Annotated in this window: 22 protein-coding genes and 1 riboswitch; of the genes, 18 read left to right on the top strand and 4 right to left on the bottom strand. The window is 57.0% G+C overall.

Annotation, left to right across the window (positions count from 1 at the left end):
* Positions 1-13: 13 nt before the first annotated feature.
* The 13 genes from ACB035_RS01885 (at position 14) to mgtE (ending at position 13,734) form a co-directional block, all read left to right on the top strand.
* Positions 14-838, top strand: coding sequence for a protein-glutamate O-methyltransferase CheR (locus ACB035_RS01885; protein WP_005350656.1), 825 nt, complete (start codon positions 14-16; stop codon positions 836-838).
* Between the two features lie 296 nt (positions 839-1,134).
* The gene (gene flgB, locus ACB035_RS01890; RefSeq protein ID WP_005334169.1) at positions 1,135-1,533 is read left to right on the top strand and encodes a flagellar basal body rod protein FlgB; all 399 of its coding nucleotides are present in this window, start codon (positions 1,135-1,137) and stop codon (positions 1,531-1,533) included.
* Positions 1,533-1,952: a flagellar basal body rod protein FlgC gene (gene flgC, locus ACB035_RS01895; protein ID WP_005350658.1), complete on the top strand. Its 420-nt coding sequence runs from the start codon at positions 1,533-1,535 to the stop codon at positions 1,950-1,952. Before flgB ends, flgC begins: the two co-directional genes overlap by 1 nt.
* Positions 1,953-1,967: 15 nt before the next feature.
* Positions 1,968-2,708, top strand: coding sequence for a flagellar hook assembly protein FlgD (locus ACB035_RS01900; protein WP_005350659.1), 741 nt, complete (start codon positions 1,968-1,970; stop codon positions 2,706-2,708).
* 10 nt (positions 2,709-2,718) lie between these two features.
* Positions 2,719-4,092 (top strand): flagellar hook protein FlgE, encoded by a 1,374-nt coding sequence (gene flgE, locus ACB035_RS01905; protein WP_042080196.1) that lies wholly within the window; start codon positions 2,719-2,721, stop codon positions 4,090-4,092.
* A gap of 144 nt (positions 4,093-4,236) precedes the next feature.
* Entirely contained in the window at positions 4,237-4,983 is a 747-nt protein-coding gene (gene flgF / locus ACB035_RS01910) for a flagellar basal-body rod protein FlgF (protein ID WP_005334159.1), read from the top strand.
* Between the two features lie 14 nt (positions 4,984-4,997).
* On the top strand, positions 4,998-5,786 hold the full coding sequence (gene flgG / locus ACB035_RS01915) for a flagellar basal-body rod protein FlgG (RefSeq protein WP_005334158.1): 789 nt from the start codon (positions 4,998-5,000) through the stop codon (positions 5,784-5,786).
* A gap of 14 nt (positions 5,787-5,800) precedes the next feature.
* Positions 5,801-6,472, top strand: a complete 672-nt coding sequence (flgH, locus tag ACB035_RS01920) for a flagellar basal body L-ring protein FlgH (protein ID WP_005350662.1) — start codon at positions 5,801-5,803, stop codon at positions 6,470-6,472.
* A gap of 8 nt (positions 6,473-6,480) precedes the next feature.
* Positions 6,481-7,578, top strand: a complete 1,098-nt coding sequence (locus ACB035_RS01925) for a flagellar basal body P-ring protein FlgI (RefSeq protein WP_005350664.1) — start codon at positions 6,481-6,483, stop codon at positions 7,576-7,578.
* Positions 7,579-7,621: 43 nt separating this feature from the next.
* Positions 7,622-8,695: a flagellar assembly peptidoglycan hydrolase FlgJ gene (flgJ, locus tag ACB035_RS01930; protein ID WP_371166538.1), complete on the top strand. Its 1,074-nt coding sequence runs from the start codon at positions 7,622-7,624 to the stop codon at positions 8,693-8,695.
* Between the two features lie 3 nt (positions 8,696-8,698).
* Complete coding sequence (locus ACB035_RS01935) at positions 8,699-10,702, top strand: flagellar basal body rod C-terminal domain-containing protein (protein ID WP_371166539.1); 2,004 nt, start codon at positions 8,699-8,701, stop codon at positions 10,700-10,702.
* A gap of 4 nt (positions 10,703-10,706) precedes the next feature.
* A complete protein-coding gene (gene flgL / locus ACB035_RS01940) occupies positions 10,707-11,915 on the top strand; it encodes a flagellar hook-associated protein FlgL (RefSeq protein WP_371166540.1) in 1,209 nt (402 codons plus the stop codon).
* A gap of 183 nt (positions 11,916-12,098) precedes the next feature.
* Positions 12,099-12,268: riboswitch (M-box (ykoK) riboswitch) on the top strand.
* A 122-nt stretch (positions 12,269-12,390) separates the two neighbouring features.
* Positions 12,391-13,734 carry a magnesium transporter gene (gene mgtE / locus ACB035_RS01945; RefSeq protein WP_371166541.1) on the top strand — a complete coding sequence of 448 codons (1,344 nt, stop codon included), beginning with the start codon at positions 12,391-12,393 and terminating at the stop codon, positions 13,732-13,734.
* A 60-nt stretch (positions 13,735-13,794) separates the two neighbouring features.
* On the opposite strand, the gene ppx is transcribed toward mgtE, so the two are convergent.
* From ppx to ACB035_RS01960, 3 genes are all read right to left on the bottom strand, one after another.
* Entirely contained in the window at positions 13,795-15,285 is a 1,491-nt protein-coding gene (gene ppx / locus ACB035_RS01950; RefSeq protein WP_113738725.1) for an exopolyphosphatase, read from the bottom strand.
* Positions 15,275-17,344 carry a polyphosphate kinase 1 gene (gene ppk1 / locus ACB035_RS01955; RefSeq protein WP_005350671.1) on the bottom strand — a complete coding sequence of 690 codons (2,070 nt, stop codon included), beginning with the start codon at positions 17,342-17,344 and terminating at the stop codon, positions 15,275-15,277. The genes ppx and ppk1 overlap by 11 nt, the downstream gene beginning before the upstream one ends.
* Before the next feature lie 74 nt (positions 17,345-17,418).
* Positions 17,419-17,934, bottom strand: coding sequence for a glycine cleavage system protein R (locus ACB035_RS01960; protein ID WP_042052937.1), 516 nt, complete (start codon positions 17,932-17,934; stop codon positions 17,419-17,421).
* Positions 17,935-18,130: 196 nt separating this feature from the next.
* On the opposite strand from ACB035_RS01960, the gene ACB035_RS01965 reads away from it, so the two are divergent.
* The 5 genes from ACB035_RS01965 to ACB035_RS01985 all read left to right on the top strand — a co-directional run bounded on the left by ACB035_RS01965 (position 18,131) and on the right by ACB035_RS01985 (position 24,083).
* Positions 18,131-19,009, top strand: coding sequence for a DUF2726 domain-containing protein (locus tag ACB035_RS01965; RefSeq protein ID WP_371166542.1), 879 nt, complete (start codon positions 18,131-18,133; stop codon positions 19,007-19,009).
* Between the two features lie 268 nt (positions 19,010-19,277).
* Positions 19,278-20,699: a sigma-54 dependent transcriptional regulator gene (locus tag ACB035_RS01970; RefSeq protein WP_031227792.1), complete on the top strand. Its 1,422-nt coding sequence runs from the start codon at positions 19,278-19,280 to the stop codon at positions 20,697-20,699.
* A gap of 106 nt (positions 20,700-20,805) precedes the next feature.
* Positions 20,806-21,840 (top strand): PAS domain-containing sensor histidine kinase, encoded by a 1,035-nt coding sequence (locus ACB035_RS01975; protein ID WP_005334126.1) that lies wholly within the window; start codon positions 20,806-20,808, stop codon positions 21,838-21,840.
* Positions 21,837-23,180: a sigma-54 dependent transcriptional regulator gene (locus tag ACB035_RS01980; protein WP_110302912.1), complete on the top strand. Its 1,344-nt coding sequence runs from the start codon at positions 21,837-21,839 to the stop codon at positions 23,178-23,180. Before ACB035_RS01975 ends, ACB035_RS01980 begins: the two co-directional genes overlap by 4 nt.
* A gap of 141 nt (positions 23,181-23,321) precedes the next feature.
* On the top strand, positions 23,322-24,083 hold the full coding sequence (locus ACB035_RS01985; protein ID WP_111806622.1) for a Nif3-like dinuclear metal center hexameric protein: 762 nt from the start codon (positions 23,322-23,324) through the stop codon (positions 24,081-24,083).
* A gap of 161 nt (positions 24,084-24,244) precedes the next feature.
* On the opposite strand, the gene ACB035_RS01990 is transcribed toward ACB035_RS01985, so the two are convergent.
* Positions 24,245-25,103, bottom strand: an 859-nt coding sequence (locus ACB035_RS01990; protein ID WP_371166543.1) for an IS4 family transposase, incomplete at its 5' end; no start/stop codon positions are given.

The raw sequence follows: 25,103 nt of genomic DNA on the forward strand, positions 1-25,103 counted from the left end.
GAAGAACAGCTGCATGAAGACACTTTCGGACGACTTATACAAACAGTTCAGTAACTTTCTGGCGGTACAGAGCGGAATTGTGCTGGGGGATAACAAACAGTATCTGGTGAAGAGCCGTCTTTCACCTTTGATGGCTCAGTTTGGCATCGAGAGTCTGTCTGATCTGGTTACCCGTGCAATGAGTGTGCGAGAGCGTGACCTGAAAATGGCCGTGGTGGATGCCATGACGACCAACGAGACCCTCTGGTTTCGTGATACCTATCCGTTTCAGCTTCTTACCGACAAGATTTTCCCCGAGTTGGGGAAAAGTGGCCGCCCCATCAAGATCTGGTCAGCCGCATCCTCGTCAGGTCAGGAGCCCTATTCCATTGCCATGACGGCACTGGAGCAGCAGATGAAAAAGCCGGGTACCTTGCCTGGTGGCGTGCAGATTGTCGGGACGGATATTTCGACGACCATGCTCAATCAGTGTAAGGAAGGCGTTTACGACAGCCTTGCTCTGGCGCGCGGTTTGTCACCGGAGCGCAAGAAGATGTTTTTTGAGCCCTACGGTGACAACAAGATGCGGGTTGCTGAGCGAGTCAGAAAATTGACCACCTTCCGGCCACTCAACTTGTTGGAGAGCTATAGTCTGCTCGGCAAGTTTGACATTATTTTTTGCCGTAACGTGCTCATCTATTTTGCGCCGGAAGTGAAGTCGAAGATCCTCAACCAGTTTGCTGCCAGTCTCAACCCCGGTGGATATCTGATGCTGGGAGCGTCGGAGTCACTGGCCGGGTTGACCGATCGGTTTGAGATGATCCGCTGCAATCCGGGGATTGTCTACAAGGTCAAATAGGCCTGATGGCCTTGATATTCGGGGTCTGCCGAATATTGCCAGTTCATGCAAAGAGGGAAGCTACGAGCTTCCCTCTTTCTTAATCTACAGCTCAGTCTTTCTATTTACCTACCATATCTCGCCACTGCAAAAGTGGTTGCAACCTTAAGGTGGCCAAATGATGCCGTCTGACTCAAGGCACGAGATGCTCCTGCCGTTTTCGGTCTGAAATGTGCTCATACCCAAACCCATCGAACTGAGTGATTTGCTTATGGCACACCTCTTGCAAACAAAATAAACCAAGCAGGAGGTGTGCTATGGCTCTTTCATTTGACAAGGCATTCGGTGTGCATCAACACACCATAAGCGTTCGCGCCAAGCGTGCTGAGGTGCTTTCCAGCAATATTGCCAACGCAGATACCCCGGGCTTCAAAGCCAGGGATATCAATTTTGCTCAGGCATTGCAGGAAGCCCAGTCGCATCAGGGGTTTGGTTTGGCAACGACCAGCGAAAAGCATTTTGCCTTGAATATGGACGCCCCAGGTACCGTGCAATATCGCAACCCGCTGCAACCGGATACCGGTGACGGCAATACAGTCGATGTGCAGCAGGAGCGCAGCGAATTTCTGCGCAATAGCCTCGAGTATCAAACCTCCCTTGAATTTATGAATAGCAAGATCAGTGGCCTGCTCAAGGCCCTGAAAGGAGAGCAGTGATGAGTTTGTTCAAGGTCTTTGACATAGCAGGCTCGGCTATGAGCGCACAGTCAGTGCGCCTCAACACGGTTGCCAGCAACATGGCCAACGCGGACAGCGTCAGCTCCAGTGTGGAAAATACTTACCACGCTAGGCGGCCAGTCTTTGCCGCCCAGCTCGATCAGGCGATGTCTGACAAACAGGGCTCGGTCGGGGTTGAGGTTAAGGGGATTGTCGAGAGCAAGGCGCCACTGCTCAAGGAGTACAACCCCAACCACCCGATGGCGGATAAAGACGGTTTTATCTTCAAGCCAAACGTCAACATGGTTGAAGAGATGGCCGACATGATCAACGCCTCGCGCAGCTACCAGACCAACGTACAGGTTGCAGATTCGGCCAAAAAGATGCTGCAGCAGACGCTCCAGCTTGGCAAATCCTGATAGGAGGGATGTAGCATGGTCGATACAACCAATAATGTGAACGGTATCAGCCGTACCACGACCCAGACGACAGGCACCACTACAACGCCGAAGAAAGAGCTGGATCAAGCTTCTTTTCTGAAGCTGCTGACCATGCAGCTGTCGTATCAGGATCCTTTCAAGCCTGTTGATAACGCCCAGATGCTCTCCCAGATGACATCCATGTCGACTTCTGAGGGGATCAACAGCTTGTCCACCCAGATGGGCAATCTCAATACTCTGATGACATCTAGTCAGGCGCTGCAAGCCTCTGCACTGGTCGGACAAAATGTGCTGCTCCCTAGCAATATCGGTTATTTGGAGAAAGAGGGGTCCATATCCGGGGTTGTGGCTGTCGGTGTCGAGAACAAGTATTCGAATGTGAAAATCACGGTGGAAGATGAAAAGGGTCAGGTGATAAAGGAGTTTCCTCTGGAAGGTGATTTACGCGGCAATGTTGAATTTGCTTGGGATGGTAAAGACAAGAGTGGCAATCCGGCCAAGCCTGGAAAATACGTGATTAAAGCTAACGGCACCATGGATGGAAAGTCGGAAAGCATCTCGGCCCTGACCTATGGCAAGGTTGATAGTGTGGTCCTGGGGAACGGAACCAACCCGACTCAACTTAATCTGAGAGGTCTAGGCACTACAACGCTTAACAGTATCCTGCAAATTTCAGGATCTAATCAGAACAAACCAACAACTCAGTCAAAAACCACGTCGACAGCATCGATCTAAGGAGCTGGATATGTCATTTAACAATGCCTTGAGCGGTGTCAACGCGGCACAAAAAGACTTGAACGTCACCGCCAACAACATTGCCAACGTTAACACCATGGGCTTTAAGGAGTCCCGAGCCGAGTTTGCGGATGTCTATGCCAACTCCATCTTTGTCAATGCCAAGACCCAGGTCGGTAATGGTGTGGCGACCGGTGCGGTTGCCCAGCAGTTCCATCAGGGGGCGCTGCAATTTACCAATAACGCACTTGACTTGGCGATTCAGGGGAATGGATTCTTTGTGACCTCCGATGGCCTGACCAACCTAGATCGCACCTATACTCGTGCCGGTGCTTTCAAGCTCAATGAAAACAGTTATATGGTCAACAATCAGGGCCATTATCTGCAAGGCTATGAGGTGAACGTTGATGGAACGCCAAAAGCGGTGAGCATAAACGCAACCAAGCCTATCCAGATCCCGGATCGGGCAGGGGAGCCGAAACAAACAACCAAGATTGAAGCCAGCTTTAATCTGAAGTCTGATTCAACCCCGTTGGCTGCAGGTAACACTGCTGCAGACGCCTCCATTTTTGATCCGATCAATAATCCTAAAAGTTATGCCTCATCTACATCGGTCACTATTTATGATTCATTGGGTTCTCCTCATGTGATCACACAATATTTTGTCAAGGAAGCTGACCCAGCTGATGTGACAAAGCCTGCCAACCCTACCGCTTGGCGTATGTACATGTATGAGGGGGATAAACCCATTGATGTTGCGGGGGGGGTTCCAACAACGATGGCGGCTGGTGTGACTCCTGTTCCACCGCTTGCCGCACGCATCACCTTTGGTGCTGATGGCAAGATGGTGACGCCAACAACACCGGCAACCATCAAGACAGAACAATTGGGGGTCGCGCCCCCGGCAGGTGCTGGCATTATCACCAACGGTGCAGATCCAACCCAGGAAGTTGAGATTCAACTCGGCACTGTGACTCAGTATTCTTCTCCGTTTGAAGTCAACAAGTTGACTCAAGATGGCTCTACTGTCGGCCGTTTGACCAAGGTGGAGATCACGCCAGACGGGATTGTCTCTGCTACCTATAGCAATGCCACCACACTCAAGGTTGCCATGGTGGCCATGGCCAAGTTTGCCAACTCACAAGGATTGACTCAGGTTGGCGATACCTCCTGGCGACAGTCTCTGCTCTCTGGCGATGCCTTGCCGGGGACGCCCAATTCGGGCACTTTCGGGACCATCAAATCATCGGCGCTGGAGCAGTCCAACGTGGATTTGACCTCGGAGCTGGTTGACCTGATCACGGCCCAGCGTAACTTCCAGGCCAACTCCCGTTCTCTGGAGGTCAACAGTTCGCTGCAGCAGACCATCCTGCAGATCCGTTAATCGCGCAATAAATGATAACGAGAGGGGGCTTGGCCCCCTCTCTGTTTCTGTCGGATATCCATTCTCCTTATTCCCCCATATTTCTGCTGTTGGCACTCTAATTGCATTTCTCCTGTCAGAGTCATCTGTTTGACGGAGAATTCCATGGATCACCTGCTTTATATCGCCATGTCCGGGGCCAAAGAGACCATGAACAGCCTGGCTGTTCGCGGCAACAACCTCGCCAATGCCAATACCACCGGCTTCAAGTCCGATTTTGAGCAGGCCAGAAGCATGCAGGCGTTCGGAGAGGGCTTGCCAAGCCGGGTGTTTGCCATGGCTGAGCGCCCGGGTCAGAACCTGCAGCATGGCATGCTGATGACCACCGGACGGGATCTGGACGTGGCGGTGGATGGGCCGGGCTGGATTGCCGTGCAGGATCCCAAGGGCGGCGAGGCCTATACCCGCATGGGGAATTTGCAGGTCAATGCGACCGGCAATTTGCAGACCTCGACGGGCCTGAATGTGGTGGATGACGGTGGTCAGCCCATCGTGCTGCCGATGCCGATGGAGAAACTCGAGATCAATCGGGATGGCACCATCAGCGGTCGTCCTGAGGGGGCTGCCGCCAACTTGCCGGAAGATTTTCAGCGGATCAAGTTGGTCAACCCGGCCGCCGATGCTGTGGAGAAGGGGCAAGATGGTCTGTTTCGCCGCAAAGATGGCCAGAATGAACCCGCCTCTGCCAATGTCGGCCTGATTGCCGGCTCCCTTGAGGGGAGCAACGTCAATGTGGTGGATGAGATGACTAACCTGATCCGGCTGCAACGCCAGTTCGAAACTCAGGTCAAAATCATGAAGACGGCCGAAGAGAATGATGAAGCTCAAACCCAACTGCTGCGAATCAGCTAATCAAGGAGTTACCTATGAATCCCGCACTCTGGATCAGCAAGACCGGGTTGGATGCACAGCAGACCAATATTTCGGTCACTTCGAACAACCTGGCGAACGCCAGCACCGTGGGCTTCAAAAAGTCACGGGCCATCTTTGAAGATCTGCTGTATCAAAACATCAACCAGCCTGGTGGCCGCTCTTCTGCCGATACCGAGCTCCCCTCCGGCTTGATGCTGGGGGCGGGTGCCAAGGTGGTGGCGACCCAGAAAAACCACAGTCAGGGTAACGTACAAACCACTGACAACTCGCTCGATTTGATGATCAGTGGTCGTGGCTACTTTGAAATTCAGCTGCCGGATGGTAGTGCGGCCTATACCCGCAATGGTCAGTTCACCCTCAACGATGAAGGGACCATAGTGACCCCGGGTAATGGCTACCCGCTGCAACCGGAAATCCAGATCCCGGAAAACGCCCAGAGCGTTACGGTGGGTGAAGATGGTCAGGTCTCGGTGCAGCTCAAGGGCGATGGCGCTTCTCAGGTCGTCGGTCAGATCAACATCTCCGACTTCGTCAACGCCAGCGGCTTGCAGCCGATGGGGGAGAACATGTTTGTCGAGACCCAATCCAGTGGTGCTGCCGCTCAGGGGACTGCCGGTGCCGATGGCTTGGGGGTGATCAAGCAGGGGATGCTGGAGACTTCCAACGTCAACGTGACCGAAGAGCTGGTGAACCTCATTCAGGCTCAGCGGGTCTACGAGATGAACTCCAAGGTGCTCTCCGCCGTGGACGGCATGATGTCCTTCCTGATCCAGCGTACCTAATTAGGAGGTGCATGATGAAAGCCGTATGGATGCTGGGATTGTTGGTGCTGGGAGGGTGTAGCAGCACTCCCAATACGCCCAAGCCTGATGATCCCGAGTTTTCCCCCGTCTACGGGGAGTCGGAGCCGGTGTCGGTGCGACCGACAGGGGCGATTTTCCAGCCGGATCAGGTCAATGGCATCTATTCGGATATCAAGGCACACAAGGTAGGCGACATCATTACCATCGAGTTGTCGGAGTCGACCTCCGCCTCGAAAAAGGCCAATACCCAGAGTGGCAAGAATAACAAGTTCAATCTGGACCCGGTCAAGTTGGGTGGCGTGCCCGTGACCGCCAGCCCCTATGATCTCTCAGCCTCCATTGCTCAAGACAGCGCGTTCAAGGGCCAGGCCAAGGCGGATCAGAGCAACAGCCTGCAGGGCAATATTTCGGTCAGCGTGGCCAAGGTACTGCCCAACGGCAATCTGGTGGTGCGCGGAGAGAAGTGGATCATGCTTAATAATGGCAATGAATATATCCGGATCACCGGCCTTATTCGCCCGGAGGACGTGACGTCTGATAACAGCGTTTCGTCCCAGAAAGTGGCCAATGCCCGCATTTACTACGGTGGTACCGGCGATCTGGCCAATAGCCAGGAGCAAGGGTGGCTTACCAGCTTTTTCAATGGTCCCTGGTGGCCGCTCTAGGAGATGTTATGAAGTCACTCCGTCTTGTCACTCTGCTTTGCTGTCTGCTGCCCTTGGGCGTGGCCAATGCGGCCCGGATCAAAGACATCAGCTCGGTTGAAGGGGTGCGTAACAACCAGCTGATTGGTTACGGTCTGGTGGTGGGGTTACCCGGCACTGGCGAGAAGAACAACGCCTTCACCGAGCAGACCTTCCGCACCATGCTCAACAACTTTGGTATCAAGGTGCCGGATAACATCAAGCCCAAGATCAAGGATGTGGCGCCGGTGGCGATCCATGCCGACCTGCCCCCCTTCTCCAAGCCGGGCCAGACCATCGACGTGACGGTCTCTGCCATCGGCGAGGCCAAGAGCCTGCGGGGCGGCACTCTGCTGCAAAGCTTCCTGAAAGGGCTCGATGGGCGGGTTTATGCGGTCGCCCAGGGCAGTCTGGTGGTCGGTGGTCTGGGGGCAGAGGGGGCTGATGGTTCCAAGGTAGTGATCAATACCCCGACCGTCGGGCGGATTGCCAACGGTGCGACCGTGGAGCGGGAGGTGCCCAACTCCTTCAGTCAGGGGGACACCATCACCTTCAACCTTAACCGCCCAGACTTTACCACTGCGCGCCGTCTGGCCGATGTGGTCAACGATCTGGTGGGGCCAAATACCGCTCAGGCGCTCGATGCCACCTCGGTCAAGGTCTATGCCCCGCGGGATCCGGGTCAGCGCGTCTCCTATCTCGCCACCATCGAGAACCTGGAGGTGGATCCAGCCAACGAGGCGGCCAAGATCATCGTCAACTCCCGCACCGGAACCATAGTGATCGGCAGTCAGGTCAAGCTCAAACCGGCGGCTATCAGCCATGGCGGGTTGACGGTGACCATCGCCGAAAACCAGCAGGTCTCCCAGCCCAACCCGCTGGCGGGAGGAGAGACGACGGTGACCAACAACTCGACCATCAATGTCCAGCAGGAGCCGGGGCGGATGTTCAAGTTTGATACCGGTGCGACCCTGGACGATCTGGTCCGGGCGGTCAATCAGGTCGGGGTCGCCCCGGGTGATTTGATGGCCATCCTTGAGGCGCTGCAGCAGGCAGGCGCCATCGAAGGGCAACTGGTCATATTGTAACAAGCGGCAAGTGGTTGCCACGGGTGGCAATGAGGTAAGCAAAATGGCGGAGTTTGACAGCAACAGCGGCATGAATCTCGGGATGGTACAGGACATCAAGAACCTGGATCGTCTGCGCCAGATGAGCCAAAGCAAAGAGGGACAGGCCGAAGCGCTCAAGAGTGCGTCACGCCAGTTCGAGTCAATCTTTACCCAGATGCTGTTTCAGAGCATGCGTCAGGCCAACGGGGTGTTGACTCAGGACAACCCGATGAACAGCAGCTATACCCAGTTCTATGAAGGGATGCTGGATGAGCAGCGAGTTGCCGACATGTCCAGCAAGGGGGGGCTGGGATTGGCTGACATGGTGGCCAAGCAGCTCTCTCCCGAGACCTTTACCCATCAGGATGGACGGGTGCTCAAGATGCCGCAGCGCACCGAACGGACCTACAAACCCTATCAGCCACCCACGGCCGCAGCAGATGATTTGATCGCGGCATCAAAAGTTGGCAAAGATTTTGCTGAAAAAGAGATGGCCGAGGGGGCCAATGAGAGTCACGCACTCACTATGCCCCGTCGACCGCACCGCAGCATTCCGCCCATGGGACGCATGGCCAGCGAAGAGGGCAGTGCCACCGGTAGTGGGGGCAAAGAGTTCGATACACCGGAAGAGTTTGTTAATCGCCTGATGCCGCTGGCCAAGAAAGCGGCCGACAAGTTGGGGTTAAGCCCGGCGGTACTGGTCGCTCAGGCGGCACTGGAGAGCGGTTGGGGCAAGCGGGTGATCAAGGATGGCGAGGGGCAGGTGACCCATAACCTGTTTGGCATCAAGGCCGATCCGCGCTGGGAAGGGCCAAAGGCGGTGGTCAGCACGCTCGAGTATGAGCAAGGCGTAGCCTCCCGCCAGAAAGCGGCATTTCGCTCCTATGAGTCGTTTGAAGAGAGCTTCAACGACTATGTGGACTTCCTCACTTCCGGCTCTCGCTACAAGGGAGCCCTGGCGAAGGTGGATAGTCCTGATCGCTACTTCGAGGCGCTGCAACAGGCGGGTTATGCCACCGACCCGCACTACGCCAGAAAATTGAAACAGGTATTGCGCAGTGACGCCATTGCCCAATACAACGAGATGGAGCTGTAACGTATGGCAAGCGACCTGCTTGGGATTGGTTCATCGGGCGTGCTGGCACAGCAACGCCTGCTGCAGACCACCAGTAACAACATAGTGAACGTCAATAGCCAGGGCTATGTGCGTGAGCGTACGCTGGTGTATACCAATACCATCGGCCTGGGGACCGGTGACATCAAGACCCAGCGGGTAATCAACGACTATATGCAGGGGGAGGTGCGCCGTGATACCTCCGCCTATCATGCCTCCCTGACCCATTATGAACAGCTGGCTGGCGTTGACAGCTTGCTTGGGGATACCAGCAACAGCGTGGGGGCGGCCATCACCTCCTACTTCAAGTCATTTCACTCTGCCAATGAATCGCCTGCCGAGATCGGTGGGCGCAAGGTGGTGATGACGGAGTTGAGTGGCATGGTCAACCGTTTTCATACCCTCTCGGCGCAGCTCGACAAGCAGAGCGATACCCTCAACACCCGCATTGAAGATGAAACCAAGCAGGTCAACAGCCTGCTCACCAGCATCAATGATCTTAATCAGGCCATCATCCGCACCCAGGGGTCACCCGAAGAGAACCTGATGCTGTTTGATCAACGGGATGAGGCGATCCGCCAGCTGTCGGAGAAGATGGATATTCGCACCGTAGCCCAACCCAACGGCAGCATGCTGGTCAATATGAGCACTGGCCATTCGCTGATCCTCGATGGGGGCGTCGCCCAGTTCAAGGTGATTGCAGGAGATCCTGACTCCCGGGATCAGGAGCTGCAGCTGACCCTGGGGGCGAACAAGGCAACCATCGATCACGATACGTTTGGTGGTGCCATGGGGGGGCTGTTCAAGGCGCGTACCGACCTTGAGCCGACCAAGCGCGAACTGGGGCAGCTGGCCGTGGCGATGGCGGATGCGATGAACCAGCAGAACCGCCTCGGGATGGATCTGGATAACGAGATTGGCGGCGATATTTTCACCCTGCCTGCCAGCAAGGGCTTACCCTACGGCAATAACACCGGGACGGTCGGGGCGAATGTCAGCTTCGTGCCGGGCAAGGGGACATCAGTGACTCCGTTTGATTACGAAGTGCAATTTAGCAGTGCTACCGGTTATGAGGTGTTCTCGCTCGACAAGTCTGGCAATCGTACCTTGATCACAGCGGGGGCTACCCCACCAACAACCTTTGAGCTGCCCGGACACGGGATCTCGATCGATCTCACCGGCACGCCGGCTGCGGGTGACAAACTATTGCTGCAACCCACCAAAAGTGCGGCCGCCGGTCTGGGTCAGCTGATCACCCGACCGGAAGATTTGGCCCTGGCCTCTCCGCTTAAAGCGGAAAAGACCACCAATAATGGCGGCGGGGCGGATATCAAACTGGGTGGCGTATTCAATACAGGTGCGGGGTCAGGTTTTGGTACCAATAGTCTGAGCCCGACAGCGCCTCAGGTGGTCAAAATCGATGGCAGTGGTAACTATCAGGTGTTTCAAGCCGATGGCACTACCTTGATTGGCACGGCCCCCGCGAGCAGCAAGGGGCAAAACCTGATGTCTGCGATCGTCAACCCTTTCCCCGCCGGAGCCGCAGTCTATGCCAACCCGAAACAGGCCCCCGGCTACGAGTTCAGTATCACCGGCACGGTGGATGCCGGTGACAGCTTCAAGCTCAGTTACAACAGCAATGGCTTTGCCGATAACAGCAATGGCTTGGTTCTGGCCGAGCTGCAAAACAAGGATCTGGTGCGCAAGAGCACCAATGGCGGGACGACCAACGACAAGATGACCTTCAATCAGGCCTATTCCGGGTTGGTGATGGAAGTGGGTAACAATACCAGTCAGGCAAAAACGCTGCTCAAGGCCAATGAGTCCAAGCTTATCCAGAGCACCGGCATCTTTGAAAGCGTGTCAGGGGTCAATCTGGAGGAGGAGGCGGCCAATCTGATCCGCTTCCAGCAATCCTATGCGGCATCGGCGCAAATCGTCAGCACGGCCAAAACCATTTTCGATACACTGCTCTCTTCCGTGAGGTAACGTCATGCGCATCACCACCAACATGATCTACGACCGGAATTTATATTCCCTCAACAGTGCCAACGAGCGGTTGAATACTGCCTATCAACAACTGCAAACCGGCAATAAATTTCAGACAGCTGGAGAAGATCCCGCAGGGATGAGTCAGAAGATGGCACTGACCAAGGAGATTGACCTGTTCAAGCAGTACAGTGTCAATGGCAGCTTGCTGGAAAACAGCCTGGGGCATGAAGAGACAGTATTGGATTCTCTTAATTCGGCGATGCTCAGTGCCCAGACCCTGATCCAGAAGTCAAATAATGGCGCTATCAGCATGGATGATCGCAAGGCCATCGCCAGCGAGCTTGAAGGGTTGCAGCAGCAGATGTTCGACCTGATGAATAGCAAAAACTCATCGGGTGAATTTATATTTGGTGGCAATCAGAGCAAGACCCAGCCATATATAAAAGACGTCAACGGAAAATATATTTATCAGGGTGATCCAGGTCAGCGAAATATTCAGGTCTCACCCACAGTACAAATCGCTGCCAATGATTCCGGGCAGGATCTGTTTGAAATCGTGGCGACCAGAAGAACCGCCAGTGCAACCACCGCAAATATCAAGGTCGGGATAGGCGATCAGGGTAACTTTGATAATTTCTATAAGTCCAATTATAACTCGGCACTGCCCAGCAACACTTATACCGTATCAACCACCATAGGTCCGCCTGATACCTATGATATCAAGGATGCCGGTGGCAATACGTTGCAAACGGGTAACTACACTGCTGGCACCAAGATCCCCTTTAATGGTCTGGAGTTGACCCTTGATTTGCCTGCAGGTGGTGCGGCTCAGCAGTTTGATCTTAATCCACCGAAGAATGACAACATATTGAATGGTATGTCGGACTTTATTACGGCTCTGCGAGATCCGGCTATTTCTGCCGAGACCTTCGAGCAGAAAATAGCCGATGCTACCGTTCATATGAAGAATGCCCGCCTGAATATTGATCATGGGTTAGGTGAGTTGGGCGGCCGGATGAACAGTCTGGAGCAGGCTATGGGCTCCAATGAGGGATTGAGTACCCTCAACGCCGAGGCGAGAGCCAAGGTGTCGGAAGCGGATCTCTATGAAGTGATTTCCGCGCTGTCAAAAGAGGATGCGGCATTGAGTGCCTCACAACTCTCTTTCAGCAAAATAAGCCGTCTGACGCTATTTGACTATATTCGCTAATTAAAGAAGGGCCCCTTTGGGGCCTTTTCTTTTGTCCAGACTATGAAAATTGGTTCCGTGTCATCTCCTGCCAATTGTAACAAGCTGTTGCCGTCGCCAATTTAATGGTGGTTGTGGGGTTGACCTCCCTGCGGGATTGGATAATCATGCCGCCCGCACAACAGAGGGTTGTGCGAATTATTTGCAGCATCTCGTTAGGCGAGGCTCCTGTATAAACACAGGCCACTGATCTCACGACGTCCAGAGACGCCCAAGATCAGGACAGTTTTCATCGGATTAAGGTGTAAACCCAAGTGGCTTCCGGCATGCCGGATACGTTATACAGTGCTAAAGCTGGTACGTGGGGATGATGACACGCCGAACGGCGTCATTTCCTGCCTATTACTCGTCAATCAAATTGCTGTTTTCTTGTCGTTGCATCCGGTTATTTCCGGAGGCATTCAGGCTCGCCTGAAATCACATGAGGATATCTGTGATGAAGAAAACACATACCATTCTTAACCGTCACCAACTGCTCGATCTGGCCTCCCTGCAGGGTTGGCTGGAACATAATCTGGATCCGGTTCAGCGCGCCGATCAACTGCTGACCCTGCGTCCGGAAGAGCTCAACTGCATCTTTGATACCCTGCCAATCCCGCAAGGGGCCGAACTGCTTGGTTCACTCTCTGCCGAGAGTGCCGGGCGCCTGTTGCAGCGGCTCCATGGCAGCATCGTCAGCGTGTTGCAGGAGGCTATTCCCCGCCGTGAGATGGTCGCCATCCTGCGCAAACTGAGTCGTCAGGATCGCACCATGTTGCTGGCTCGCTTCCCGACCCAGGCGCAGGCCATGTATTACTCCCTGCTGGATTGGCCCACCGAGTCGGTGGGGGCCAACATGCGCCACGAATATCTGGCGGTGCGGGAGGAGGACACGGTCGGTCACGCTAAACAGCTGATCCACGATGCTTGGGATAATGCCCAGCTGTTTCGCCATATCTATGTGGTCAACGGGGATGGTCGTCTGCAAGGAAGCCTCTCCCTCAAGACCTTGCTGATCGCCGACCCGCTGGCCAGTGTCGCGACCCTGATGGATCGGGAGACGGTGCGGATCAATGCCCGTGCGGATCAGGAGTTGGCAGCGCGCCTGCTCATCGACCGCGATCTCTCGGTCCTGCCGGTCGAGGATCAGGGGCGACTGGTCGGTATTTTCCACGTCGATGATGCGGCGGATATTCTGGAGCTCGAATCCACCGAAGATGCCGAGATGCAGGGGGGATCATCACCGCTCGATACCCCTTACTTGCAGGCGACGCCCTGGCAGCTGTGGCGCAAACGGGTGGGCTGGCTACTTATCCTGTTTGTGGCGGAAGCCTATACCGGCACCGTGCTGCGGGCATTCGAGGAGCAGCTGGAAGCGGCCATTGCGCTGGCCTTCTTCATTCCGCTCCTGATCGGTACTGGCGGTAATAGCGGCACCCAGATCACCACCACCATAGTACGTGCCATGGCGGTCGGGGAGGTGAGTCTGCGCAATCTCGGCACAGTGCTGAAAAAGGAGCTCTCCACCGGTCTGCTCATTTCGGGTGCCATTGCCATGGCGGCCTGGGTACGGGCATGGAGTCTTGGCGTCGGTCCCCAGATTGGCATGGTGGTGACCTTTACCATCATCGCTATCGTGCTCTGGAGTGCTACGGTCGCGTCCATTATTCCCATGGTGCTGCGCCGTTTCCGCATCGATCCGGCGGTGGTCTCTGCGCCATTCATCGCGACGCTGGTGGATGGTACCGGCCTTATCATCTATTTCGAGATGGCCAAGTGGTTGTTGCCCGAGTTGCAGTAACCGGGAGATTGAGATGCAAAAGGCAGCCAGTGGGCTGCCTTTTGCATTTATCTTTCCGGTTTAGCCGAGCTGGAACAACAGTGGCCAGCCCTGCTCCTGGCAATAACGATGCTCCTTCTCCAGATTCTGCATCAGGAGACGGTTCTCCTCGCACCAGTCGATCGGCAGGGTCACGACCAGCTGATCCCCTTGCACTGCGACTTTCCACTCAGGCAGCAGGTTGTCCTGACGCTTGTGGTGAGCGGCGACTGCGAGGCGCAGGATGCGGATGCAGCGCAGCACCGTCTGCATGTCGTGGTTGGGTAGGGGCGGCAGCTCGGAGAGCTTGAGCCCCTTGCGCTGAAAGCGTACCAGCGCCGCCAGCAGCGCCTGATCGTCCTGGTTGAAGCCGGGCAGGTCGGTGTGTTGCAGGATATAGGCGGAGTGGCGATGAATGCCGCTGTAGTTGATGGCAAGGCCAATTTCGTGAAGCCGGGCCGCCCAGCCGAGGATGGCGCGATAGGGCTCTACTTCCATCTGCCAGGGCTCTTGCAAGGCATCAAACAGCGTCAGCACGCTCTGCTCCACCCGGGCTGCTTGTTTGCGGTCCATCCGGTAGTGGGTGCCTAGCGCTTGTGCGGTGCGCTCGCGAATATCGTGGTGCTGCAAGCGCTCCTCGAATTCATAAAGCAACCCTTCGCGCAGAGCACCATCGGAGTATTCGAGCCGCTCGATGGGCAGCGAGGTAAACAGGCCGAGCAGGATGGCGACCGCGGCGGCAAACACCTCCTGACGCTCCTCGGTAAGCCCTGTCAGCTTGAGGTTATCGACTCGCTTGCGCTCAATCATCAGCGCCTTGAGCCGCTCCAGCCCTTCCAGCGTAATGCTGCCGTCAGTCAGCCCTTCACCCTGCAGCACGTCGCGCACGGTACGAATGGAGCCTGAGCTGCCAAGGCAGCTCTGCCAGCCCAGCTTGCGGTACTGGTTGACGATGGGAGCGAGTTGGTGCTGCGCCTCCAGCACGGCATTGGTGAAGTGCTTGTCGCTCAGCTTGCCGCTGGCGAAGAAGCTTTGGGTAAAGCTGACGCAGCCCATCTTGCGACTGGTGAGGGCCTTGTGTTCAAACCCTTCACCGATGATGAGTTCGGTGCTGCCGCCGCCGATATCGATCACCAGTACCTGGCCCTCGATATGCTGGGTATGGGCAACCCCCTGATAGATGAGCCGTGCTTCTTCCTGCCCGCTGATGATCTCGATGGGGTGGTTGAGCACCTTGGCTGCTTCACTCACAAATTCGCGGGCGTTGCTGGCGCGGCGCAGGGTATAGGTACCTGCGATGCGGATCTGATCCGGTTTGATGTTGGTGAGCCGCTCGGCAAAGAGTGACAGACAGGCGAGGCCGCGTTCCATCGCCTCCGGGCTCATTCGTTTCTGCTCATCCATCCCTTCCGCCAGACGCACCCGCTCCTTGATGCGGTCGACGATGCGAAAACGCCCTTCGCTCAGATGGGCGATCACCATATGAAAACTGTTGGAGCCGAGATCCACGGCGGCATAGAGACTATTGTCCATTGTTTGACTCGATACGTTTGAGATAGTCGTAAATCGCCACCTGAGAGCGGATCTTGCGGCGGTTGCCCCGCTTCACATATTCGTTCTGCTGGTCGGCATCAATGACCCGCGCCTTGCAGGTATCACTCAGTTGTAGCTCGAGAATGTCCATGATGCGCTGCTTGAGCCGCTCGTCATAAATGGGGGTGCCCACCTCAATACGGCCGTCGATATTACGGCTCATCCAGTCGGCGCTGGAGATATAGAGCTGGGGGTTGCCCTTGTTGTGGAACACCATCACCCGCGGGTGCTCGAGGAAGCGGTCGATGATGCTGATCACCTTGATGTTGTCACTGAGGCCCGGTACGCCCGGACGCAGGGCGCACATGCCACGGATGATCATCTGGATCGGTACTCCCGCCTGCCCGGCAGCATAGAGGCGGTTGATGAGATCCTTGTCCACCAGATTGTTGATCTTGAGGATGATACCGCTCGGCTGGCCCGCCTTGGCGTTGGAGAGCTCGTTGTCGATGAGGCGATAGAGCTGACGGCGGCTGTTGATGGGGGAGACCAGCAGGTGGTTGAATTTGTAACGCTTATAGGGGTACTCGATGTATTCAAATACCCCTTCCACTTCGGCGGTGATATCCGGATTGCGGGTCAGCAGCGAGAAGTCGGTGTAGATCTTGGCGGTCTTCTCGTTGAAGTTCCCGGTGCCGATATGGGCGTAGCGCACCGCCTCGCCATTTTCGTGGCGGGTGATGAGGCAGAGCTTGGAGTGGATCTTGAGGCTCGGTACCCCGAACACCACCTTGACCCCGGCATCGGTAAGGATGTTGGCCCAGTCGATGTTGGCCGCCTCGTCGAAACGGGCGCGCAGCTCGACCACCACGGTCACCTTCTTGCCGTTGTTGGCGGCATCAATGAGGGAGTGGATGATCCGCGACTTCTTGGCCACCCGATAAATGTTGATGCGAATGGCGCTGACCGCCGGGTCGAACGCCGCCTGGCGCACCAGCTCGGTGAAGTGGTGGAACTTGTGATACGGGTAGTAGAGCAGGATATCCTGCTTGGTAATCGCATCGAAGGCGTTGACGAAGCCGTCAAAATCGCGGCAATCGAGGGCCGGCAGCTTGGGGTTTTCCAGATAGTCACGGCCCACGTTGGGGAAGCCGATGAAATCCTTGAAGTTGTGATAGCGTCCACCCGGCATGATGGCGTCGTAGGAGCTGATCTGCAGCTTGAGCTTGAGGAAGCTTATCATGGCGGCGGGCATCTCCCGCTCGTAGACGAAGCGCACCGGCATGGCGGTGAGGCGCTGCTTCAAGCCGTCACTCATCTTGTCCACCAGGCTCAAGTCCAGCTGGTCGGAGAGATCATATTCGGCATCCCGGGTCAGCTTCACCGCATAAGCGGCAATCTCGTCGTAGTCGAAGAAGCCTTTGAAGATCTCGTCGAGGCAGAAGCGGATGACGTTATCAAGAATGATGATCTGCTTCTTGCGGCGGGTCCCTTCCGGCGGCAGCTGGAAGAAGCGGGGCAGGTCGTCGGTCGGCACTTCCACCAGAGCGTACTGGATCACCTGACCGTTCTTCTTCATCTCGATGGCCAGATAGGTGTACTCATCCTTGAGGAATTTGACCGGATTAACCTCTTTGTTGAGCAGGATCGGGATGATGTGGCGCAGCACCTTCTCCTTGAAGAAGACCCGCAGCCACTTCTGAATGGCATCTGAGAGCTGGTTCTCGTTGACCAGAAAGATGTTGTGGCGGGCCAGCGCAATCAACAGCTCTTTATAGGTGTTGTCGAACGCTTCACCGAGCGCCATCACTTTTTGCTGGATGGCGCGCAGCAGCACTTTCGCTTCATCGTCGCCACCATGTACTTCATTGATGAGGATGCGACGCTTGACGTCCGATACCCGTACCTTGAAGAACTCATCCTGGTTGGAGGAGAAGATCCCCAGAAAACGAACCCGCTCGATGAGGGGCACCGTCTTGTCCATTGCCTCTTGCAACACCCGTTCATTGAATGAGAGCCAGCTCAGCTCTTTCTCTTCATACTGCTTGTCGGTGCTCATCTTGTGCCTCTGTTTCAGGTCGCGTCTGCGCGGCAGTTATGGCGTTAATATATGACAAATAAATGACAGTATTGTTACTGCTCGCTGAACGCTTCGTCGATGTCGACCACCAGATCGTCGGAGAGGGATTCCAGCGCGGTGATAAGCGTATCCATCGCGAGCCCGTCGGGCAGGGCAACCAGCGCATGGGCATAGAAGAGCGGGGCGCCGGAGTGGGGAGCCGGTTCACAGCCAGTGGTGAGATCGGCCACGTTGATCTCGAGCTGGCGCAGGATGCTGGCTACTTCATGGACGATGCCGGGGCGGTCGTTGCCGGTCACTGTCATCATGACTTGATGGGCTGGCTCGGCGGTAGGTGTCCCTTCGGCAAAGCTGATGGTCAGATCCGGTAGCAGGGCCAGTGCTTCGCACAGGCTGCGATAGTGCTCATCGGGGACAGAGACATGGAGGATACCGGCAAACTGGCCCGCCAGTTCGCTCATGGCGCTGCCCAGCCAGTTGCCCTGCTCGCGGCTGATGATAGCTGCCAGACTCTCGACGATCCCGGGTTTGTCTGCACCGATCACGGTGACCACCAATTGCTTTTGCATCCTGCTCTCCTTGAAATGGGATTTCTTACTCTATCCCTATTGTGCCTGCTGGGACTGGTCATATGAACCCCCGCCTGCTGACAAATAGATAAAAAGACGGGACTTTTCACTTTCTATACACGGGTCTGCTGCCTTGCTCCGTGGCGGCTGTGGTAAAGTAATTCCCCTTTCGTGTCGTGAACTGGATCGTGCTCTCATGAATACCCTTGTCCTATCGGGATTGTTGTTGCTGGCGCTGCTTGTGCTGGCGATCTTCTGGAGCAGAGGCAGACAGCAAAAGCGCCTGCCCTATGATATGCAGGAGACCCTGTTCAGTCCCGCTGAGCGATCGTTCCTTGGGGTGCTGGATCTGGCGGTGGGTGACAAGGCTCGGGTCTTTGCCAAGGTGCGGGTGGCCGATGTGCTGACGCCGCAGGCCGGGATCGGCAAAAGCAAATGGCAGCAGTACTTCAACAAGATCAGTGCCAAGCATTTCGACTATCTGCTTTGCCACCCCGCGGATCTCTCCTTTATATGCGCCATCGAACTCGATGACAGCTCCCACCGTCACCAGAAGCGCAAGGCGCGGGATCTCTTTCTGAAAACCGCCTGCGACAGCGCCGGTCTGCCGTTGCTGCAGATCCCGGCAAGTGCCAGCTATCTGGTGGAAGAGCTGCGCGAACAGATCCTGCCGCTGCTGGTCAAAACCAGCGAACCATTGATCGACGATTTGCCGCACGGGGCGCGCCGCGAGCCGACGTTCAACCCTCTGTTGCTGGACGGCGTGGATGTCGGTGCCGGGATGCGTGGTCGCACTGCCCATGCCGAAGCCATCTCGCCTGCGTCGCTCCGCGAGCCCACCATCCAGGCCGAGGGGATGGTGGAGGCGCCACAGAGTGAGGGTGAGCTGGTCGATAGCCTGTTCGCCGATGTAGAGGATGACGAGGAGCATGAAGTACAGCACTGCCCTCGTTGTGATGCGCCGCTGGTGGAGCGGGAGGCGAAAAAAGGCCCCCACGCCGGTCGGCTCTTTCTGGCTTGCAGCCGTTTTCCCGAGTGTCGTTACGCGGCGCCGCACCACCATAATCGCCACTGAATGCGCTTCACCGAGTCCCATGCTGCCCTCTGACGAGGGCAGTTTTCTTTCCGCTTTTGGCTGCGTTTGTTAACGGCGCCAAGGCAGAAAATTCCTCGGCAAAATTTATCTAATCTCTCGTTTCTGTCGATACACTTAGCCTGAATACGACAATTTTTGACAATGTGTCGGAATTTTGGCACTTTGTGTGCCAGCAAAAAGACAGTCGGTAGCTGTTTTATCATCAAATAAAACAATAAGTTAGTTCAGGACATCGCGAGGAATGGATATGGTGGAGATGGGCGTGTTGATTGTTGATGCCGATGCGCAGCGGCGCCAACAGTTGGGAACCGTGCTCTCGTTTATGGGGATCCCGTGGCAGGAGGTGGCACAAAGCGATCTGGATGTGGCCATCGAATCCTCCGGACCGCTGCAAGGGGTGCTGGTGGGTGAGCTGACCGACCGTCCCTTGTCAGAGCTGCTGGCCGCTTTCCCCCGTACCCCCTTCCTCTCGCTGGTTGAGGCCGATCTGCCTAACAGCAACTTTATCGGGGTCGCGCTCTCGCCCTTTACCTATGAATCCCTTACCCGTCATTTGCACTTCTGTCAGGCGTTCGTCTCCTTGCATCCCCGTCAGCAGACCCATGACAAGGGGCAGGCCCTGCTGCGCTTGCTGGTGGGTAAAGGGAAGGGGATCCAGGAGGTACGCCGCCTCATCAGCCAGGTGGCCGAGACCGATGCCAACGTGCTGATCCTTGGGGAGTCCGGCACTGGTAAAGAGGTGGTGGCTCGCGCTATCCACGAACTCTCTTCCCGCAGCAGTGGCCCCTTCGTGCCCATCAACTGCGGCGCTATTCCGGCCGAATTGCTGGAGAGCGAACTGTTTGGTCACGAGAAGGGGGCGTTTACCGGCGCCATCGCAGCCCGTCGCGGTCGCTTCGAGCTGGCGCAGGGGGGGACCCTGTTTCTCGACGAGATCGGCGATATGCCGATGCCGATGCAGGTCAAACTGCTGCGGGTGTTGCAGGAGCGGCTGTTCGACCGGGTCGGTGGCGGCAAGCCCATTCAGGCCGATGTGCGCATCATAGCGGCGACCCACCGGGATCTGGAGGCGATGATCCGCACTCAGGGTTTTCGTGAAGATCTCTACTACCGCCTCAACGTCTTCCCCATTGAGACGCCGCCGCTGCGGGATCGCATCGATGACATCCCGCTGCTGCTGCAGGAGCTGCTCAACCGCCATGCCGAGCAGCACCACGGCTTTATCCGGTTGACCCAGCGGGCGCTGGAGTCGCTGATGCAGTACCCCTGGCCCGGTAACGTACGCGAGCTCTCCAACCTGCTGGAGCGGCTGTTGATCCTCTACCCGCACCAGATCGTCGATGTGGCCGATCTGCCGAGCCGTTATCGCCTGTTGCCGAGCGAGCCGCGGGATGAGCGGCTGACCGAGATGGATGAACGGGATGCGCTGGCGGCGGTGTTTCAGGATCCGCCCGAGCTGGATCACGCCCTCGCCTCGGCCCGCACCATGCAGCTGCCGGAGGAGGGGGTCAACCTCAAAGAGATGCTGGCTGACCTTGAAGTGGAGCTGATCCGTCAGGCGCTGGAGTCTCAGGACGGGGTGGTGGCCCGCGCCGCCGATCTGCTAGGCATGCGGCGTACTACCCTGGTGGAGAAGATGAAAAAGTACGGGATGAGCAAGGACGTCTGAGGGTCAAAGCCTTGACGCAAATACGCAATCCATTGTTTTAGTTCATATAATTTAGTGGCATGGAAATTGAATAACCTGACCCAATAGCCAGTTTGAGGTCAGGTTTATGACAATCCAGCAGCAGGACATGCCACTCCAGTCCCACGAAGTGAGCCAGCTCTATGCCATCTTCAAGGCGCTCCCCACCGGGGTGTTGCTGCTTGACGGGGCCGGGGTGGTCACCCGCGCGAATCCGGCGGCCATCTCCCTGCTGGGGGAGCCGTTGGAAGGGGAGCTCTGGCGTCACATCATTGCCCGCTGCTTCGAGCCGCGCGAGGATGATGGCCACGAGATCTCCCTGCGTGACGGGCGCCGGGTCCAGCTCTCGACCCAACCGCTGCCGGATCAGCCCGGCCAGCTGGTTTTTATCAATGACCTGACCGAAACCCGTAAACTGCAAGACCGCATCAACCACATGAAGCGGCTGTCGGCGCTGGGCAATATGGCGGCCTCGCTCGCCCACCAGATCCGTACTCCGCTCTCTGCCGCCATGCTCTATGCCGCCAACCTGGCCAACCGCACCCTCAAGCCGGAATCTCGCACTCAGTTTCAGCAAAAGTTGATGGCCCGTTTGCAGGATCTGGAGAAGCAGATCAACGACATCCTGCTGTTTGCCCGCAACGGTGACAATCAGGTGGTCACCCCCATCTCGGTACAAGGGCTGCTGGCCGAAGTGCAGGCAGGAGCCGAGGCCTTCTGCCAGCAGCAGGGCTGCGAGCTGCACATGGAGGCGCCGGAGCCCGATCTCTGTCTGCTGGCCAACAGCAGTGCGCTGGCGGGGGCCATCAACAACCTGATTGCCAATGCCCAGCAGGCAGGGGCCACCTCACTCTTGGTCAGCGCGGTGCGCAGCGGAGCTCGGGTGGAGATGCGGGTCATCGATAATGGCAAGGGGATCCCTTCCCATCAGCTCGGTCAGGTATTCGAACCCTTCTTTACCACTCGCTCCCAAGGCACTGGTCTCGGGCTGGCGGTGGTGCAATCTGTAGTGCGTGCCCATCAGGGGGAGGTCGGTGTGGCCTCGGTTCCCGGTGAAGGCACCTGCTTTACTCTGTCGTTCCCCCTGCACCAGCAACCGGTGCAGCTTGGAGGTGTAGCATGACACAGGCCAGGATCCTGGTAGTTGAAGATGACAATGGCCTGCGCGAAGCGCTGGTGGATACCCTTTTGCTCGGCGGTTATGAGTGCCGTGAAGCGGACAGCGGCGAGCGGGCTCTGCTGGCCCTCTCCCGTCAGCCGTTTGACATGGTGATCTCCGATATCCAGATGGGGGGGATGGACGGTCTCACCTTGCTGGCCACCATCCGCCAGCAATATCCGCAGATCCCTGTGCTGCTGATGACCGCCTACGCCAACATCGACGGCGCGGTGCGCGCCATGCGTGAAGGGGCCATCGACTATCTGGCCAAGCCATTTTCGCCGGAGGTGCTGCTTAATCAGGTCAGTCGCTATGTGCCCGCCCAGAAGGTGGAGAAACGCGCCGTGGTCTACGGGGACCCCAAAACTGCCGAGCTGTTCCAGCTGGCGACCCGTGTTGCCAGAAGCGAAGCGACCGTGATGGTGACCGGCCCGAGCGGGACGGGTAAAGAGGTGCTGGCCCGTTACATTCACGATAACTCCAGCCGCGCCGAGCAGCCCTTCGTCGCCATCAACTGCGCCGCCATTCCGGAAAACATGCTGGAGGCGACCCTGTTTGGCTACGAGAAGGGGGCGTTTACCGGCGCGGTGCAGGGGTGCCCGGGCAAGTTCGAGCAGGCGCAGGGGGGCACCCTACTGCTTGACGAGATCACCGAGATGGATCAGGGGCTGCAAGCCAAATTGCTGCGGGTGTTGCAGGAGAAAGAGGTGGAGCGGCTCGGCAGTCGCAAGATGATCCCGCTGGATGTGCGGGTCATCGCCACCAGCAACCGGGATTTGAAAAAAGCGGTGCAGGATGGCCTGTTTCGCGAAGATCTCTACTATCGCCTCAACGTCTTCCCGCTGCGCTGGTCTGCCCTGTGCGAGCGGCCCGGTGACATTCTGCCGCTGGCGGAACATCTGCTGGCGCTTCATGCCAGTCAGCAGGGGTTGCCGACACCACAGTTGACGGACGCCTCGCGGGATCGGCTGCTGGCCCACCCCTGGCCCGGTAACGTGCGGGAGCTGGACAACGTGGTACAGCGCGCCCTGATCCTCAGCCCGGACGGGGTCATTGATTGTGACCACCTCATTCTGGAGGAGCTGGACGAGCAGGAGATGGAGTTTGTCAGCGTGGAGCGCAGCTATGGAGGCGATCGCCTCGGCAGCGAGCTCAAGCAGCAGGAGCACCAGATCATCCTCGACACCCTGCAAGATTGTAACGGCAGCCGCAAGGCGGTGGCCGACCGACTCGGCATCAGCCCGCGCACCCTGCGCTACAAGCTGGCCCAGATGCGGGAGGCGGGGATCGATCTGCCAGCCTGAGGCCGGGAGGGAAACCGTACTGTGTGGGGGCTGTCATGGTCTTGATGGCCCGGCTCGATTATCATGGGGCCCTTGGCGCTTTGAGCCTGGGCCCTGTTTTTATTGGTAAAGCAGGGGACCGAGCCTTAATAAAGGACCCCTATGATCTCTCATCGAAAACTCGAAACCGTACTGAACCATCTGCTCGAACCGCACGCTATCAAGGATTACTGCCCCAACGGCTTGCAAGTGGAGGGGCGTGAGCGTATTCGCAAGGTAGTGACCGGTGTCACCGCCAGTCAGGCGCTTATCGACGCGGCGGTGGCTGCCGAGGCCGATGCCATTCTGGTTCATCACGGCTACTTCTGGAGCGGTGAACCGGCCCAGATCACCGGTATGAAGCAGCGTCGGCTCAAGACCCTGCTGACCCACGATATCAACCTGTTTGCCTACCATTTGCCGCTGGATGTCCATCCTGAGGTGGGTAACAACGCCCAGCTCGCCAAGCTGCTCGACATCAAGGTGCGTCGCGGTTTGGAGCCGTGGAACAGCAAGAGCGTTGCCATGGTGGGCAAGCTGGAGCAGCCGATGAGCGGCCGCGATTTTGCCAAGCTGATTGCCGAGCGCCTTGGTCGCGAACCACTCTATTGTGGCGATACCGGCCCCGAGCTTATTCGTTCCGTGGCCTGGTGCACCGGCGGCGGTCAGAGCTACATCAATCTGGCGGCGGAGCAGGGCATCGATGCCTTTATCTCCGGTGAAGCCTCCGAGCAGACCATTCACACCGCTCGTGAGATGGGGATGCACTTCTACGCCGCTGGCCATCACGCTACCGAGCGTTACGGCGTCAAGGCGCTGGGGGAGTGGCTGGCGACCGTGCATGGGCTGGATGTGACCTTTATCGATATCGACAATCCGGTCTAAACCTGTCCACGGTCTGGCTACGAAACCGTGATCAAGGCTCATGTGCTGCTCTTCACCTTGTTGACGGTTTCTCGCTGCAGGTCGTGAACAGGTTTAAGCCTGTGCCTGTGGTGGGAAAATTCAGGAAATAAAAAGGAGGCCATCGGCCTAATGCCAGTCAGTTAAGCCTGACTGGCATTGTTTTTATTGGCTTTTTGCACTGCATACTTTTGTGGTCTTGGCTTCACACTGCGGGGATAACTCCGCTCCCTTCGCTCCGGTAATACAAACTGCCTCGCCTGTTTATCCAGCTCCGCCACCCGCTTCGGGATAATTCCCGGTGACAGGTACGGCATGCAGCTCAGTTCATGGATGAGGTACACCGATGCCATGTGAAAACTCAGCTGGCTCGCCGTGTATCCCTTCAGACTCGCGGCCATCTTTACCATCTGACTGCGCAGCAGATTGTACGCCAGCAGCACGCCCCACAGCTCTTGCCGTATCCCCGCCGCCTTCTTGCTGCGCAGGGTCAGCCGGTGTTGTTGCAGGCTGTGCCTCATCTCCCGATAGCCCAACTCGATTTCCCAGCGGTGGCTGTAGAGCTCAATGATGTCGGCGCCCGGGAAACGCATCGGGTCGACCATCGAGGTCAGCACTTGCCGCTCTTTGCCGTTGATGGTGCGGGTCAGTAAGCGGGCTTCTAGTGTCTCTGGCAGGCGCGGCCACTTCTTCCTCGCCTGTGGACTGGTTTTGAGACGCACCAGCACATCCTGACGCCCCAGCTTGCGCACCACCTCGTATTGCGTGCCCTTTTTGAGTGGCAGCAGCCAGTGGCGCTCGCTGCCAGTGGTCTGCCAAGCGTGGAGCAAGCCGAGGGAGTAAAACCCCTTGTCGAATAGGGTCAGCGAGTGGTCCGGCGTGCGTGCGACCAGCTGTTCGGCCAACACCATCTCGTTGACGGCGCAGCTCTCCATGACCGCCTGAACAAGCAGGTGACTGGTCAGCTCCATCTGACAGAGCATGCGTACCTGCGGATAGGCG

This window comes from Aeromonas sp. S12(2024), assembly GCF_041402305.1.
Classification (GTDB): domain Bacteria; phylum Pseudomonadota; class Gammaproteobacteria; order Enterobacterales; family Aeromonadaceae; genus Aeromonas; species Aeromonas veronii.

Excerpts from the sequence above, each read along its gene's own strand:
- ACB035_RS01885 (WP_005350656.1), top strand. The coding sequence starts at position 14 with ATGAAGACACTTTCGGACGACTTATACAAACAGTTCAGTAACTTTCTG.
- flgB (WP_005334169.1), top strand. The coding sequence starts at position 1,135 with ATGGCTCTTTCATTTGACAAGGCATTCGGTGTGCATCAACACACCATA.
- flgC (WP_005350658.1), top strand. The coding sequence starts at position 1,533 with ATGAGTTTGTTCAAGGTCTTTGACATAGCAGGCTCGGCTATGAGCGCA.
- ACB035_RS01900 (WP_005350659.1), top strand. The coding sequence starts at position 1,968 with ATGGTCGATACAACCAATAATGTGAACGGTATCAGCCGTACCACGACC.
- flgE (WP_042080196.1), top strand. The coding sequence starts at position 2,719 with ATGTCATTTAACAATGCCTTGAGCGGTGTCAACGCGGCACAAAAAGAC.
- flgF (WP_005334159.1), top strand. The coding sequence starts at position 4,237 with ATGGATCACCTGCTTTATATCGCCATGTCCGGGGCCAAAGAGACCATG.
- flgG (WP_005334158.1), top strand. The coding sequence starts at position 4,998 with ATGAATCCCGCACTCTGGATCAGCAAGACCGGGTTGGATGCACAGCAG.
- flgH (WP_005350662.1), top strand. The coding sequence starts at position 5,801 with ATGAAAGCCGTATGGATGCTGGGATTGTTGGTGCTGGGAGGGTGTAGC.
- ACB035_RS01925 (WP_005350664.1), top strand. The coding sequence starts at position 6,481 with ATGAAGTCACTCCGTCTTGTCACTCTGCTTTGCTGTCTGCTGCCCTTG.
- flgJ (WP_371166538.1), top strand. The coding sequence starts at position 7,622 with ATGGCGGAGTTTGACAGCAACAGCGGCATGAATCTCGGGATGGTACAG.
- ACB035_RS01935 (WP_371166539.1), top strand. The coding sequence starts at position 8,699 with ATGGCAAGCGACCTGCTTGGGATTGGTTCATCGGGCGTGCTGGCACAG.
- flgL (WP_371166540.1), top strand. The coding sequence starts at position 10,707 with ATGCGCATCACCACCAACATGATCTACGACCGGAATTTATATTCCCTC.
- mgtE (WP_371166541.1), top strand. The coding sequence starts at position 12,391 with ATGAAGAAAACACATACCATTCTTAACCGTCACCAACTGCTCGATCTG.
- ppx (WP_113738725.1), bottom strand. The coding sequence starts at position 15,285 with ATGGACAATAGTCTCTATGCCGCCGTGGATCTCGGCTCCAACAGTTTT.
- ppk1 (WP_005350671.1), bottom strand. The coding sequence starts at position 17,344 with ATGAGCACCGACAAGCAGTATGAAGAGAAAGAGCTGAGCTGGCTCTCA.
- ACB035_RS01960 (WP_042052937.1), bottom strand. The coding sequence starts at position 17,934 with ATGCAAAAGCAATTGGTGGTCACCGTGATCGGTGCAGACAAACCCGGG.
- ACB035_RS01965 (WP_371166542.1), top strand. The coding sequence starts at position 18,131 with ATGAATACCCTTGTCCTATCGGGATTGTTGTTGCTGGCGCTGCTTGTG.
- ACB035_RS01970 (WP_031227792.1), top strand. The coding sequence starts at position 19,278 with ATGGTGGAGATGGGCGTGTTGATTGTTGATGCCGATGCGCAGCGGCGC.
- ACB035_RS01975 (WP_005334126.1), top strand. The coding sequence starts at position 20,806 with ATGACAATCCAGCAGCAGGACATGCCACTCCAGTCCCACGAAGTGAGC.
- ACB035_RS01980 (WP_110302912.1), top strand. The coding sequence starts at position 21,837 with ATGACACAGGCCAGGATCCTGGTAGTTGAAGATGACAATGGCCTGCGC.
- ACB035_RS01985 (WP_111806622.1), top strand. The coding sequence starts at position 23,322 with ATGATCTCTCATCGAAAACTCGAAACCGTACTGAACCATCTGCTCGAA.